Here is a 15,607-nt window from a genome sequence, read left to right on the forward strand (position 1 = left end):
TCGGCGCCGATGGCGCAGAATAAATAATTTAATTGCCGTGTATTATTGGTGGGGGGAATAGTTCTGAAAGCCCCAAATCAATGTTTTGAGGCTTTTTACCTTTAGAGCAGATTTAAAGTTTGATATTAAATATATCATAAAGTGCCTGTTTTGCGGCGTGATAACCGCACATCCCGTGAACTCCTCCTCCGGGAGGGGTAGAAGAGGAACAGATATATAACCCCTTTGTGGAGCTGCGATACGGAGACCACCTCAATGCCGGCCGTGTAAAGAGTTGGTCGAGGGTTAAAGCACCGCCGTTAATATCTCCCCCGATATAATTGGGGTTGTATTCTTCCATTTGGGCCGTATTGAGCGTATGTCTTGCCAAAATTCGCTCTCTAAAACCTGGCGCAAAACGTTCAATTTGCCTTTCTATGGTGTTTGTCATGTCTTTAGTGGAACCGTTTGGGACGTGGCAATAACCCCACAACACATGTTTGTCTTTTGGAGCACGGGTAGCATCAAAAAGACTTTGTTGGGCTAGCAAAACAAAAGGTTTTTCAGCATGGGAGCCATTCCAAACCGATTGCTCGGCGGCGGCTATTTCCTGAAAAGTATTTCCGAGGTGCAACGTACCAGCAGCCCTAGCTGCTTCGGAGCGAAACGGAACGGGGCCATCCAATGCCCAATCAACCTTAAAAACGCCCATCCCATAACGGTATTTTTCAAGCTGCCATTTATAAATAGCCGAAAACTGATGTCCAGCAATTTTGAGTAACTGTCGCGGTGTAATGTCGAATAAAATTGTTTGGGCGGAAGGCAGTTGCGAAAGTGATTGAACGTAAAAATCTGTTTCAATTTTGCCCCCAATTGACGTAAAATACGAAGCTAAGGCATTGCTGATTTGCTGAGAGCCTCCCTTAGGAATGGGCCACCCTTGCACATGCCCAGCGGTCAGTAAGATCAAACCGATGGCGGAAGTAGTCAAGTGACTGAGGGGTAAAATCGAATGCGCCGCCATCCCGGCCCACAGCCCTTGCGCGGCTGGGGTTTTGAACTTTTTAACCAACCAAGAAGCTGGCGCTAAGGCATTAAGGCCGAATTGAGCAAAACTAATCGGGTTTTCGGGAAAGCGCAAAGGACCTAAAATGCCCGAAATAAGGGACGTCCAGTGTTTTTTAATGGGGTATATCAAGGATAGGTACTTTGCCTCGTCTATTCCCAATAATGAAGCTGTTTTGTCAATGGATTGGGCAAGTACCGCCGCGGTTCCATCGTCAAATGGGTGGGCTGCCGCAATGGGAGAATAAAGATATTCCAAGCCATGTTTCTCTAATGGTAAAGTGCTAAAAAAAGGAGAGGCCACCGCCATAGGATGAATAGCTGAGCAAATATCATGTTTAAAGCCTGGCAGGGTTAATTCTGCCGTTCGTAAGCCACCTCCAATCGTAGATTTTCCTTCTACCAGCAAAACCTGTAGCCCTGCTTGTTGCATAGTAATGGCCGCGGATAGCCCGTTTGGGCCAGAACCAACCACAACAGCATCAAAATCATAGCTTTTTGCCCCCCGAAAGGAGGGCTGGGTTGTAATAAATGGTTGGTTATTTTTCAATGGGTTAAAATTGGGATTTCAGTTTTGCTTATTAAAAGGGAACATTTTTATTTTTCTGGTTTGAACAGCACCGCACCGTCGCGCTTGATTTGCCAAGCCGTAATGGGATTGAAATGATAACCGCCCGACTCGCCACGTGCTTCCACCAGTTGCTTCAGCGTGGGTTGGGTATAACCCGTTTCGTCGGTGACGCGACTCATGATCTCGGTTTCATCGCCTTTCCATTGCCACAAATACCGAAAAGCAGTATGCGCTTTGTCCAGGATCGGGTCCTGAAGGGCTGCCAGGTGCCACGACTTACCTGCATCAGTGCTGACTTCCACCCGCACTACTTTTCCGCGCCCGCTCCAGGCAATGCCCCGAATCTCAATCCAGCCTTTTTCTACGCTTTGGGGGTACGAAGGAAAGGTGATGATGGAGCGTGCGTCCATGTCAAAACTGAACTGCCGTACTCTGCCGTTGACACTTTCGGTGTATTTGGAGGTTTCTTCGCGGGTCATGAACGGCTGATCGGAAAGCTCCAGTCGACGCAGCCATTTGACGCTCGTGTTTCCTTCCCAGCCCGGCAAAAACAACCGCAGCGGATAGCCCTGCTCGGGACGGAGGGCTTCGCCGTTTTGAGCGTAGGCCAAAATAGCATCGTCCCAACCTTTTTTGACGGGAATGCTGCGGGTCATGACGGCAGCATCGCCTCCTTCGGCCAGAAACCACGTAGCGTTGGGTTTGATGCCCGCTTCCCGGAAGATCGTGGAGAGTTTCACACCCGTCCATTCACTTTGGCTGGTCAAGCCGCACACATCCTGCGGACGGAGAGTTTCTTTGCCCGAACGGAAATTGCCCGAACATTCCAAAAAAGCAATTCGTGACACCGACGGAAAACGCTTTAGGTCAGCCACTTTGAAAATGAGGGGTTTTTCCACTAACCCATGAATTAGCAATTCGTGTTTGGCGGGATCAATGGCAGGTACGCCGCCGTGGTTACGTTCAAAATGCAGATCGGAAGGGGTGATCATTCCGTAAATATCCTGCAACGGCGACCGCGAAGAGGTGGCAGAGGGGTCTTTGAGCAATTTTTCAAACGGCGACCGGGTGCCCAGCTCTCCGGGCGGTACCCCTGGGACTTTGGTGGGGTCATCGTCCAACGCTGACTGCGGAATGCCTTTTTGGAGGGTATGTCCGTGCGCATTTTGAACAAGGGCGACGGCGACCGTGGCCGCTCCGCCGAGGAGTTTACGCCGCGAGAGTTTCTCCGTAAACTGACTGAGTTGAATGAGGGTGTTTTTCATTTTACTTCCGGTCCTCCTTTCCGGTCGTCGGGAACGAACAGTTTTTGTGCGGGCATGATGACTTTGGGAAGCGATTTGGCATCAATCACGGTTTTTTCGTCGATGAGTTTGTTAGCGCTCAACAGATAAGCCGTCAAATGGTAAACCTCTTCATTGGTCAGTGAGCCAGGTTGGTTGAACGGCATAGCCCGGCGTATGTAGTCAAACACCGTGGTGGCGTAGGGCCAATAATTGCCGATGGTTTTTTCGGCCCGCTTTTCTTTATCGCCAGCGGCAGTTGTGGTCACCAGTGAGCCATTCGGCCCGCCGATGCCGCCTGCTCCGTGACAGGCCACGCATTTGCTATCAAAAATGATTTTGCCCTTGGTGGCAAGACCAGAACCCGCCGGCAAGCCTTTGCCATCGGGACGGATGTCAATGTCTAATCGGTCAATTTCGGCCTTTGTGGCCGGACGCCCGAAACCGAAAGAGGCGGGGTGTTGCGTGGTATCAGAAATCGCCAAATACTGGTTTGGGGCTTGAAAATCGTCGTTTCCGGTATACAAAACTCCCAATACCGAAAACAGTATCGGGAGTTGAACATACAACTTTAAGCTTAGGGCAAAAGGTCTTTGCATTGGAATCAATGGGGGTTATTCGTTCAATTTGTCAATGAATGGGTAAGTTAAAACAAATTGAGAAAAAAAGCGCGATCAATGGTCTCCGTGGTATTTTTCTCCTGCCTTGACGGCCAATGCCAACGTGTTTTCTTTGGTCGGAAGCGGGCAGGTGGCGTAAGGTGTGAAGGCACACGGCGGATTGTACGCTTTGTTGAAATCAATGTACGTATAGCCCTCAGCGTCAGGAGCGGGGGCGTCGAGAAAACGTCCGCCGCCGTACGAGCCGTGTTTATTGGTCAAGTCGCCAAACACGAAATGCGGACGCTCTTTGGAGCCGACGGCGTCGAGGCTGTACTCTTTGCCGCCGAAGGTGAAGACAAACTTACCGGGCGATTCCTGCTCGTACGTGCGCCCCGTGATATCGGTAATGCTCAGTTTTTTCCCAACCGTCGGAATGAACTTTGCCTTTACGCGCCAATCCTGACTGATGGGAAACGTTTCGATTCCCTTAATTCCTTTCAGGTACGGCCCTTCCAGATCACGCAGACGAATGGCGTATTTGTCGCCCCGCTGAATGATGAACCAGCGCAGGGTTTTGTGTTTCAACACGGTAGGTTTGCCCTGATACGGAAAAAGTTCGGCGGCGGTTACGGGTTGGTCGCCCAACGCGACCGACGCGTCTTTGGCAGCTTCAAAGGTTACTTTGCCATTTTTTAAAATGACCTTTCCCAAAAAAGCATCGCTGTGATCTTCGGGAAATACAATGCTGTTTTTGGCATTACCGCCAATGGTATTTTCGCCCTCCTGCAACCAGAACAAACCCGCCAGATTGAGCCAGCCTTCTTCTTTTTTAAGGTCGTCGATGCGTTTTTGATGCCAGGTTTTGATCTCTGCTTCGTAGGAGGTCTCTACCGTAAAAGCCAACAGGAAGACCGACAAAAACAGTACTGCTGCGTGTGTTGCGTACTTTTTCATGATGAATGAATTTTGAGTGAAAAATGAGAGATAATAGATGGATATTGTTAAAAATCAGCGGTTAATAATTGGGTTTGCTAAAGCGGGAACAGGCCTTTGTCGCCAAATTTGGATACTTCTGCCAGTTGGGCGGCATATTCGTTGGCTTTGGCACGGTCTCCTTTTTGTTTGTATACCCTGTACAATCCCCAGTAGGCGTTGGCGGTATGGGGATAGCGTTCCAACAGTTGTTCGTAGGCCTTTACGGCTTTGTCGTATTGGCCCGCTTTAAGGTGGGCTTCGGCCAAACTGATCAGCACCGGACGCGCGTACGACGGCGGCTCACTGTAACCGAGTTCAACTTCCTTGGTCTTGGCTTTTTCGAGGAGGGCTACGGCTTCCGGGTAGTTGTTTTCGGCGCTTTTGATGACCCCCTGCAATTCCAGCGACGCCACGTTCAGGTCGTTGATGCGACGGGTGGCAATGATCTCTTTGGCGGAGCCCTGATTTTCGTTGCGCCAGAGCAGCGCGTCGAGGGCATTGACGAAGCGCTTGGCGTCGTCGATGCGGCCGTTTTTGACGGCCTGCATGCCCGACGCGAAGTAAAACAGCGCATCTTTGTACGCGATGGCTTTGCCGGTAAAGAGGCTGTCTTTGTCCAATCGAATGGCGGCCAATCGGTCAGCGGCTTTTTGGTAAAACCCAAAACAAAGCTCCATTTTGGCGGGCGCGATCACCCCCTGATAGAAGAAACGGCCTTCGTATTTGCGTTTCCGTTCTTTCGTGGCAGGCATATTTTGCAGCTTTTCCGCGTAATACAGGGCCGTTTGATACCGACCGTTTTCGGCGCAGTTGGAGAGCAGGTAATTAATGTTGTGGATATAGTTCCAGGCATCGACCTCGGGAATATTTTGTTGCTTCATGTAAATTGAATCCACCTTTACGGCCGCTACAAACGCATCGTGCGCTTTTTTGTATTCGCCCAATTTGTAATACACGTGGCCCGGCATGTGAACCATGTGCCCCGAATTGGGGGCGAGTTTTGGTAGTTTTTCAGAACTTTCGAGGGCCTGTTCCGGACAGCAGTTTTCTTTTAAATGGATCCAATAATGATGGGCCGCCGCGTTGTTGGGATGCTCGCGGAGCAGGTCTTTCAGCAAGTATTCGGAGTAGAGTTGCCCTTCGCGGGGGTTGAGTTTGGCATCGTAGCCACCCATTTTGCTCAAGGCCAAAAACAGCTTGGCATCTACATCCTGCGGGTATTTGTGGATGATGAGTTCCAGCTTTTTCTGATACGCCGCTTTCCCGCCTTCAGCGTCGCCGTCACGTAGTAAAATGGCTTCGGCGTATAGTTTTTCGCGTTCCGTGGCGTTGTCTTTCAGGGCTTTCAGCTTACGGAGGGCCAGTTTTTGGTCGTTCTTAAACTCATCTCCTTCAATAGCCCCAATGGCGCTGTACAATCCGTAATAGGGCATAATCGCCGCAGAATCGTGCCGAATGGCTTCTTTGAAGGCGCGGTACGCCTCAAAATCCCAGAAACAGTGCAGCAACTGAATACCCTGATTAAAAAAAGCCTGCGTTTTGGCCGATTGGGTCGAGATGGGAAAATTCGCGGAACCAATACCGGTCAGCAGTTGCGGTACGGGCAGGTTATGCACAAACACCGTTTCCTTGCGGTATTCCTGAATGTGATTCAGATGGTCGTGGCCGGACCTATCGTGGGCTTCCTGCCGGTGGCCATCGTGCGCCGGTTCCTGCGGCTCACTCTGCCGAACCCGCTGCGCCGTGGCGCTGAAGGCGAGTAAACAAAAAAGAAAGATGCGAAAGACCATAGAATGAAAAGAATCAATGTGTTGGGTGGAATGACCGGCAGCATGCATTGTTCATGCCGCCGGTAACGTCGGGTTTTTGTGGAATCAGTCCAGTAATTTTTTGTTGGTAACGATCTCTACGTTGGGCAATGGCAAAATGTAATTCACGTCCGTAGGTTTCACTTCCGGAGCGCTCAGGGCACTGCTCGCTTTAGCAGGCAGGGGCAACAGATTGCGCAGCAGGTCGTTGGAGCGGAAGCCTTCGCCCAACAGCTCGATTCGACGCTCTTTCAAAATGGTATTGACCAGGGCCGTGGGTGTTTCGAGGGCGCTTGCGGGGAATACATAGGCGGCATCGGAGCGATTCCGAACGGCCTTCAGCAACTCCGTGGCTTTGGCGACATCGCCCGTGCGGGCGGCAGCTTCGGCGTAGTTGAGCAGCACTTCCGAATATCTGATAATGGGGAGATAGTCCAAAAACGGCGAAGGTTTGTTGTATTTGGTCAAAAACTGAACGCCCGAAGCGGTTCGCGCAAACGTGCGCCGCAAGTCAGTGGATTTCCATTCGGTATCGCCCCAGATTCCCGTTGGGTTCAGGTTGTATTCTGAATTGGCATTGTACACGTACGGAAAAGAAGATTGTCCGCCGACGTTGTCCAATTCCGTCATCGGTACCGACAGGATCGACTCGGTGCTGGTGTAGTTGGTGGTGAAAATTTCCACGATGTTTTGCAGCTTATGCGCTACTCCCGACGAAGCGGCAAAAGGTGCTCCCGTCGACACGATCTTTTTCGCTTCCTCGATCACTTTGGCGTAGTTGCCGCTGTTGAGGTACACACGGGTTTTGAGCGCAATGGCGGTGTTGCGGTGCGCACGGGTGGTATTCAGCAGGGCAGAAGCGTAATTGAGCGGAAGGTCTGCTTCGGCTTCGTCGAGGTCTTTGATGATCTGAGCGTATACCTCGGCCACGGTGCTGCGTTTGAGGTCATTGTTGGCGGTGTTGGTTTCGGCCTGCAACCGCAGCGGTAAACCTGGCGAAGTGCCCTTGTTTTCGTTGTAGGGACGGGCGTAGAGCGTTACCAAACTGTAATAACTCAATGCCCGCAGAAACTTGGCTTCGGCGATGTACTGCTTGGTCAGCGCGGCACTTACCTTGGTGGGATTGTCGGTCAGACCTTTGATGAGAATGTTGGCATTATTGATGGACGTGTACGCCGCCGACCAAAACCCAGCCACAAAGTTGGAGCCTGAATTTAAGGTTTGGTTCCACGCCTCAAAGGCCGTGAAGGTATTGCTGGTGCGGTTGATGAATTCTTCCCCCCGGGCTTCGGTGTAGATGTAATAATTGCCGCCGTAAAAGTTTCCGCTTTTGACGGATTTATAGATTCCGTTGACCAATCCCAAAATACGATCGGGGGTGTCGAACGCATTGGCTCCGCTGATGGAAGTTTCGGGGGCAGGGTTCAATAATGTTTGGTCGTCGCAGCTTGAGATGGTGAGCAATAGCCCCACGCACAAAGCGCCGGGGATACGACGAACGGTTGGATATGTGTGTACTCTTTTCATACGCTTGATTTCGTTATACGTTCTGATAATGGCTTATGATTAAAAACTTACGTTGAGGCCGAAGGTGAATGTCCGGGCCTGACCCACTGAGTTCTTCTCGACACCCGGAGTAGTGTTGGAGTTGCCGTTGACCGATGATTCGGGGTCGGTGCCCGTATAAGGCGTCAGCAAAAACAGGTTGGAGCCCTGGGCGTAGACGCGCACCGTGCTGAGTCCGATCTTAGTAAACACGGGATTGGCGGGAATTCGGTAGCCCAATGACGCATTTTGTAGGCGCAGAAAATCCGCTTTTTCGGCATTGGTGGAAACGGGAAACGACGAGCCACTCGACAATTGGTCGTTGTAGACCAAGCGGGGAATGTCGGTGATGTCGCCTGGTTTTTGCCAGCGTTTCAGGATCTCGGTGGAGTTGTTATAAGCCCGTTGGTCAAGTAACGTAGCGCGCGTTCCGTTCATGATCAGGTTGCCGCCCGAGAACGAGAAGTTGATGCCCAAATCGAAGTTTTTGTACTTGAGAGTGTTACCGAATCCACCGTACCATGTAGGAATGGCATTGCCGATGAGGTAATAATCTGCTCCAGTGATGGCCGCAGCTTTGGTGCCGTCGAGGTAGGTCCACTGACTTTGACCCGGCAGCACGACTTGGCTGTACTGCACTTTTTCTCCCTTGGCATTGATGAAGATCCGTTGGCCGTTTTCTGGGTTGACACCCGCCGTTTTGGCACCGTACAAACTGCCGACTGAATACCCGACGCGGGTGATATTAGTGGTTTCGTAGGATACGTGGGTGGTGCCCACAATGTCGGTACTTCCGTCGGCGAGGGCGGTTACTTTATTGGTTAATTTGGTGAAATTCAACGAGGTATTCCACGAGAAGTCTCCCTTACGCAGTACATTGCCAGTGATGCCCAATTCGATTCCCCGGTTGTACATTGAGCCTACGTTACCCAAAATAGCGTTGCCTGGAATTCCTTTGGAAACCGCCTGCGGCGCGCTCAGGATCAGACCGTCCACGTCGTTGTTGAAGTACGTCAATTCTACCTGAATGCGGTCGTTCCAAAAGCCCAAATCCGCCCCGATGTTGGTTTGGTTGCTGGTTTCCCAGCCTAAGTTCGGATTTCCTGCTTGCGAAATGGCCCAGGTTGGCGCATTTCCGTACAAAGAGCCGCTGTACAATTCCAACGAACTGTAGGCATCGCTCAGGTTTCCGTTGCCGACACGCCCCCAGCTGGCGCGGAGTTTGACGTTGCTCAGAACGGCGGAAAGGGGAGAGGTTTTGTAAAACTCTTCTTCTGACAGCGCCCAGCCTGCCGACACGCCGCCGAAGTTTCCGTATTTTCGGCCGCTGCCCAGGGCCGAGTTTCCGTCACGTCGGGCATTGATGGTGACGAAGTATTTTTTGCCGAAGTCATAGCTTAAACGGGCAAAATACGATAAAAAGGCGCGCTCGCTGATGTCATTGCCCGTGGCGGAAATAGCTCCCCAGTTGCCCTGATAATTATCAAAGAAGGAGTCCGATGTTTGGGTGCGGGAAGCCCCCCAAGCGTTGTTGTTGAATTTTTGCAGGTCATATCCCAACAAAGCCGAAAGCGAGTGCTTTGCCCCAAACGCAGTGTTGTACGAAAGGGTGTTAGTCCAGTTCCAGTTGTCGCGGAGTGCGGTGGTGTTAGTGGCGTTTCCTCGACTTGAAAACCCGTTTCCCTGAATGGCACTGTCGAAGCTGACGTTGTCGGTACGGAGCCGGTCTACGGAATAAGAGGTCGTAAAATCAAGGTTTTTGAGCAGCTTGGCTACCGCCGAGAAACTGCCGATGATGCGGTCATTTTCGGACGTATAGCGGTTTTCGCGCAGCAGCGCTACGGGGTTACCCCAGTTGCTTACCACTTGGTTGTTACCCATGCCGATGGTGTTGGGAGCGGCGGGGTTGATGTTGTACGAGCCGTCGGGATTGAAGGCTGCCACGTTGGGCGGCAGCGCAATGGCCAGACGAGCCGCTCCCACCAGAAAGAAGTTGGAATTGGGCAGCGACCCGGCATAAGGCGATTCGTTGTAGCTTGAATTATAGGAAACGCTCCCTTTTAATTTCAGCCAATTCGTGATTTCCTGATCGATGTTGAAACGAACCGATTTTCGGTTGAATTCATTGCCGACCAAAAAGCCGTTTTGCTTGGTGTAATTGGCCGAGAAATAATACGAAGTGCTCGGCGTTCCTCCCGAAATACTTACATTATGGTTTTGGGAAGTTCCCGTGCGGTAGATGTAATCGTACCAACGGGTATCAATCGGATTTTTGTTTTCGTCATAATTGGGGAAAAACAGTGCCGATGCAACTTTATCGTTAGTGGCATTGCCCCCCAATATTTTGGCATTCAGCACAGCTTCGTTTTTGATGGCGATGTATTGCTCGGCATTCAACAATTCTGGCAAACGGACCACGTCCGACACGCCCGCCCAAGTCTCGTAGGTGATGCGCGGCTTGCCAGCTTTGCCCCGTTTGGTCGTGATGAGCAATACACCCGCTGCGGCCCGCGAGCCGTAAATGGACGTGGAGGCGGCATCTTTTAATACATCAATTGACTCAATATCAGCGGGGTTAATATCGCCAAGTGGATTGTTGGGCACGGCCGTACTGGTCGAGACGTTTCCGGTATTGATGGGGATCCCGTCTACAACTACCAGCGGATAAGAGCTCAATGAAATAGAGTTGACCCCCCGGATACGAATCACAGGCGGGTTGTTGAGGACACCGTTGGGCTGCGCGATGCTTACCCCGGCAGCCCTTCCCTGCAAGGCCTGGTCAAAGCTCTGTACTGGTTGCTCTTTGACCACATCGCCAGTGATGCGTACCGCAGAACCCGTAAATTCGGCTTTGGTTTGCGTTCCATAGCCTACAACGCGTACCTCGTTTAGTTGTTTGGTGTTTGATTTTAAGCCGATAGAAAAAGTAGATTGATTACCAACAATTTTTTCGATTGAAGTATAACCGATAAACGAAAAAATGAGGGTTGCGCTTTCGGGCGCATTAAGTTTGAAATTTCCCTGCTGGTCCGAAATGGTCCCGTTGGTGGTCCCTTTGATAATGACCGAAACCCCTGGTAACGGCTCTCCAGCCTCTTGGTCTCGGATGGTTCCTGAAATTGCTTTTAATTGAGCAAACGCCGATAAGGCCGTGCTTGCCACTAAAAGAATAATAATGGGTAGTGTTCTGATTTTCATACGTATTTCATTAATAACTAATATGTATTTTGTGGTAAGTAATGGTCTGCTTTCCAAACATTGACGTCCGGAAAGCAGGGGTATTTATAGAAGTTGTTGAAGTGCATCAATCGTATTTTCCGGCTTCGAGCGTACTTCTCGACAAGGCATATTTTTTGTTGTAGCGGTCAAGCACTACCCTAATGGAGTCTTTGTTTTCGTTGATGCCCGACAGAATCACCCGCGCACCGCCGTTCAGCACTTCATAGTTCAGCACCATGCGGTGACGTTTGGCGGGGCGGGATTCCGCCTGAATTCCCTTGGTGCGTCGTGTAGAACGGGCAATGGATTCGATCTTAGGGTCTTCTGGCCCGATGATGGCCAGGACTTCTTTCGGAATCCAGTTGTCTTCTTTGGGCTTTTCGCCTTTCTTTTTAGCGGCGGCATTTGTGCGCCCGTCGCCGCCAAAATCGGTTCGGTTGCCCAGGAACTCACGCCCTTCCTGACGGTTTCCGCGATTTTTATCCTGCAGGTACAGGGTCTTATGGACTGTATCTGCTTCGTAATAGAAGACGCGCTGCCCCCCAGCGACTCCAGTCAGCTCAAATGTGCGGTTGATGTCGCGCATAGGAGCGCCGCCGCCGTTCGAGAGGTCCAGTTCCACGGGCTTATTAACTTTGAATGTAAGCGTAGTCCATTTTTCAAACGTGGCCTGCTGCCAGCGAACCGTATCCAAGGGCGAGTACGGAATGACCTGATTGTTTAACTTAAATTCGGTCACGTTATAATTGCCGCGCAGTTCGGGGATACCTTTGAGCGCCGGCTGTTTGTAGGGATCGTACAGGAAATTAACCACCGCCAAATACGTAAATACGGGCAAAAAAATGATAATGGTCGCGGTTTTGAGGGTAATGCGCGTCACGCGCTGCCAAGCCTCCGAAAACACTGGATAGTAGGTATTTGGGAAGGTATATTTTTCCAAAATCAGCAGATTGTAGAGTTTGGGAATATAATCCACCAACAAAAAAGCCGAAAACAACACAAAATAGGAACTGTACACGTGCACACCGCCGTCGTAGGCGAAATTGACGTACACAATGTCGGCCAAGGCACCAAAAAGTAGAATTGCCCCCCAAAATGTAGTAGCGCGGAAGAATAAAAATGCTCCTGCCAATACTTCCACTACTCCTGTAAATACTTCATACCAAGGCACAATGCCGATGGAAAGCCAATAGATTTTTTGCAGGGTCAGGTCACCGAAATTGGTATTCAGAATCCCCCACGAAGGATACGGAAGCTGCGTAGGGGTCAATTTGGTAAACCCAAATCCGATGATGCCGATGCCCGCCCGGTAGCGCACGATGACCTTTAGCCAGTAATACAGCAGGTTATACTCGGCTCTTTCCTTTTGACGATAGATCGCAATCCCAGTCCAAATGAAGCCTAGCACGGTGGCAAAGATCAGGGTGATGATCCATACGGCATAGCCGTTGAGATTGCTGCCGAAAAGGGTGTTACCGAAAAAATTCAGGCCAGAGCCAAAACGCGCTACATCGTATAGGTCGCGGTAATGTAGGTGAAGCCAATCAAAAGTCAAAACCTCTTTGTACCAGTCCAAGTTATTGGGCAGCGACATGCTGACAAAAAACACGAACGCAATTCGGAACAGCACCTTTTGCCAGGGTTTCCATTCGGAAACAGTACTTGGTTCGAGGTATTGGGGGAAAGGTTCGGCCGATGAGGAAGTTGTCGCGGAGGAAGGCGCACTCATTCCTAAATCCAGTCGTTCAGAAGTAATTTTCAATGTCTTAGCCATTGTTTGAAAAGATTTTAAACGTAGAGATTAGAGTTTCAGACCGCGCCGACGCCCTGTTTTTTGAGCTTCAAACATCAGGTATTTTTTGTTGATTTTCTTCAGGACCGCCGTCAAAGAATCTTGGCGCTCATTGACTCCCTTCAGCACGATGGTAGAGTCGTTGGGCTGTGAAAAGTGCAGCGTCAGGGTTTCGTTTGCGTGGTTTTTGTTGCGATTTTTGAGGTGTAGCACCTGCTTTTTAGTATCCACTTCGTAGCTATAATAATGCCGCCCCTGCGAGCCCGCGTATTCATAATCACGGTCTTCATCGTTCCGGTGGATTTCTTCAGTGGTGGTCACCTCCAAAATCACCGGACGATTGGACTTGATGCTGACAGTATTCCATTTTTCAAATACCACATCTTGCCAGCGATTAGCATCCGTTTTAGAGTAGGGTAAAATGGTATCGTTTAATTTGAATTCACTTACGTTATAAAGGCCTTCGGTTTTGGGCAATCCTGCTTTTTGCGGAAATTGATAAGGACCTTGGCGGTATCCCGCGTAGGTTTTATATCCATACAATGCCACGAAAAAAAATATAAAGGCGGTTTTGAGCGCTAAGCGAGCTTTTTGCCCTTTCTCTGAAAAAACAGGCTTGAAATGTGCAGGGGCGGTGGCTTGTTCTAGGGAGAATAAATTGAACAACCGCAGGCCGTCGTATGCAAAAAGAAATAGGGCTAGGGTGATCAGATAAAAACTGTAAACGTATTCGCCACCTTCATAGGCGATGTTAGAAACAAACACATTACCCGTAAACGGAATGATGATTAACGTCCCGATGGTGGTGGTTTTGCGATTGAGCAGTAGTAGACCGCCAATGATTTCGACCAAGCCGAGAAAGGATTGGGAATTTGGAACGACCCCCAAACCCAACGAAAACAGCTTCCAAGCCGTGAAATCTCCGTAATTAGTATTCAAATTACTGATAGAAGGCAACGGTGCCTGTAATGGAAACAACTTGATAAATCCATAAGCAATAACGCCAATGGCCAACCGATACCTAACGAGCACCCGAACCCAGTAGTACAGGCGGTCGTAATCGGTTTTTGAGGTATCGCGAAGCGACCAAATCACCGCGCCTATGCCCGCCAATGCTGCCACAATGAGCCAATTGAGAAAAGTATCCGCCCCAGCAAATGAGGGGGAGTACCGTGACAAATAAAATATGTCACGGTAACTGATACTAAACCAATTTATTGTTCCCAAATTTTTAAAGAATCGAGCATCCAGCGGCAACACCTGAATGAAAAAGTACAGCGCAAAAAACCGGAAGACCGCCTTTTCCGTATTCGACCACGTCGAATCCAAAATGATTTTATTCCTGTTGGTCATCTTTGTAAAAATGTTGAGTATGAAAGGATAGACCTGGATAGTTTTCGAAACTTTCCAAATGTTTAAAGTCTTTAATAACCAGGGTTTTGAGTCAATGCTTTGTCCGATAAAAGTTGCTGTACCGGAATGGGTAACAGCAGGCGATTTGCGTCCGTAACACCGAAGACGGCTGCTGCCCGACCCGTACGAACAATGTCAAACCACCGGTGCGGCTCCAGTGCAAACTCAATACGACGCTCATTCTCAATGGCCAACAGCAATTCATCTTTAGTAGCAGCGGCACTTGCTACCACACCAGCACGATCACGAACGGCATTCAAATCCGCCAGCCCTACGGTCAGTTTGTCCTGTTGCGCCCTGGCTTCCGCCCTAATCAGGTACAGTTCTGCTGCCCTAAGAATATAAGAAGGGTCTGAAGCCGGGTTGCGGTAATACAGATTTCCGTACCAGCGGTTTTGGTTGTCTTTGGCCACCAACGAGCTGCGCGTTCCGCCCACGGCGGGGTTATTGAGCAGCGTGACCAGTGCGTCGTTGGGTGCCCACTGACGCGTACCGCCGTTGGTCTGGGGTTGCCATTGTCCTCGGTGACCGTTTACTTCGGTGGTACCGTTGTAGAAAATTTCAAAGACGGATTCGGCAGTGCCTCGGGCGTCGTTGGCAAAAAACGCGCTGAATGGCTTTAATAGTCGGTAATTAGTTGCGTCGGTAATCACCTTGTCGGCATATTCTTCTGCTTTTACCCATTCTTTTTGGTACAAATGATAGCGTGCACGGAGTGCCCACACGGTTTTGCGCGTAGCACGGTAGCGATCGGTCGTGGCGGGAAGAAGCGGCTCGGCGGCCTCCAGATCTTTCAACACCTGCGCGTAGGTTTCGGCCTGACTGCTGCGGGCGATGCCCACATTATCGGTAGGGTTAACGGTGGGCTTGGTGATCAGCGGTACGCCGCCCCACGTGCGGGCCAAATCAAAATAGGCCAACGCACGGATGAAATACGCCTCGCCAATGTACTGATTTTTCAGCGCCTGTGTGAGTTGCGGATCCGTGACAGTCGCCACTTTTTCAATAACATTGTTGGCGCGGTTAATGGTCCGATAAATCGCAATCCATGCTCCGCTGATGGTGGAGTTATCAGCATTTACTCTTTTATTGATAAACTCCTGCACCTGCGATTGGGAGCCAGTCCAAACAATATTGTCGCCTGAAAGATAGCCTATCGACTGAAAACTTGTCCCATAATAGCCCCCATCGGCCAAGGCACTATACACACCTCTGATGGCTGTTTCGGCAGAGGTTCGATCTACGATGGTTACCACGTCAGAAATGGATTCTTTGGGCTTTACGTCCAGAAAGGAATCACAGCTTACCAGTACTGTTATCAATGACACTGACAGAATATATTTTGTTACTTTCAT

The 15,607-nt window shown here is 50.2% G+C and carries 10 protein-coding genes; all 10 read right to left on the minus strand.

The window, feature by feature from the left end:
• Positions 1–112: 112 nt before the first annotated feature.
• The 10 genes from GVN20_RS26865 to GVN20_RS26910 all read right to left on the minus strand — a co-directional run bounded on the left by GVN20_RS26865 (position 113) and on the right by GVN20_RS26910 (position 15,607).
• Positions 113–1,594 (minus strand): NAD(P)/FAD-dependent oxidoreductase, encoded by a 1,482-nt coding sequence (locus tag GVN20_RS26865; RefSeq protein WP_206023383.1) that lies wholly within the window; start codon positions 1,592–1,594, stop codon positions 113–115.
• Between the two features lie 47 nt (positions 1,595–1,641).
• Positions 1,642–2,880, minus strand: coding sequence for a sulfite dehydrogenase (soxC, locus tag GVN20_RS26870; protein WP_166561311.1), 1,239 nt, complete (start codon positions 2,878–2,880; stop codon positions 1,642–1,644).
• The gene (locus GVN20_RS26875; protein ID WP_166561312.1) at positions 2,877–3,497 is read right to left on the minus strand and encodes a c-type cytochrome; all 621 of its coding nucleotides are present in this window, start codon (positions 3,495–3,497) and stop codon (positions 2,877–2,879) included. The genes soxC and GVN20_RS26875 overlap by 4 nt, the downstream gene beginning before the upstream one ends.
• A gap of 75 nt (positions 3,498–3,572) precedes the next feature.
• Complete coding sequence (locus tag GVN20_RS26880) at positions 3,573–4,454, minus strand: DUF1684 domain-containing protein (RefSeq protein ID WP_166561313.1); 882 nt, start codon at positions 4,452–4,454, stop codon at positions 3,573–3,575.
• Between the two features lie 77 nt (positions 4,455–4,531).
• Positions 4,532–6,265, minus strand: coding sequence for a tetratricopeptide repeat protein (locus tag GVN20_RS26885; protein ID WP_166561314.1), 1,734 nt, complete (start codon positions 6,263–6,265; stop codon positions 4,532–4,534).
• An 84-nt stretch (positions 6,266–6,349) separates the two neighbouring features.
• Positions 6,350–7,810 carry a RagB/SusD family nutrient uptake outer membrane protein gene (locus GVN20_RS26890; protein ID WP_166561315.1) on the minus strand — a complete coding sequence of 487 codons (1,461 nt, stop codon included), beginning with the start codon at positions 7,808–7,810 and terminating at the stop codon, positions 6,350–6,352.
• A 39-nt stretch (positions 7,811–7,849) separates the two neighbouring features.
• Positions 7,850–11,026, minus strand: a complete 3,177-nt coding sequence (locus GVN20_RS26895) for a TonB-dependent receptor (protein ID WP_166561316.1) — start codon at positions 11,024–11,026, stop codon at positions 7,850–7,852.
• Positions 11,027–11,132: 106 nt separating this feature from the next.
• Positions 11,133–12,821: a hypothetical protein gene (locus tag GVN20_RS26900; protein ID WP_166561317.1), complete on the minus strand. Its 1,689-nt coding sequence runs from the start codon at positions 12,819–12,821 to the stop codon at positions 11,133–11,135.
• 27 nt (positions 12,822–12,848) lie between these two features.
• Positions 12,849–14,192, minus strand: coding sequence for a DoxX family protein (locus tag GVN20_RS26905; RefSeq protein ID WP_166561318.1), 1,344 nt, complete (start codon positions 14,190–14,192; stop codon positions 12,849–12,851).
• 71 nt (positions 14,193–14,263) lie between these two features.
• On the minus strand, positions 14,264–15,607 hold the full coding sequence (locus tag GVN20_RS26910) for a RagB/SusD family nutrient uptake outer membrane protein (RefSeq protein ID WP_166561319.1): 1,344 nt from the start codon (positions 15,605–15,607) through the stop codon (positions 14,264–14,266).

Origin of the sequence: Runella sp. CRIBMP, from assembly GCF_009905605.1 — a bacterium.
GTDB lineage: Bacteria > Bacteroidota > Bacteroidia > Cytophagales > Spirosomataceae > Runella.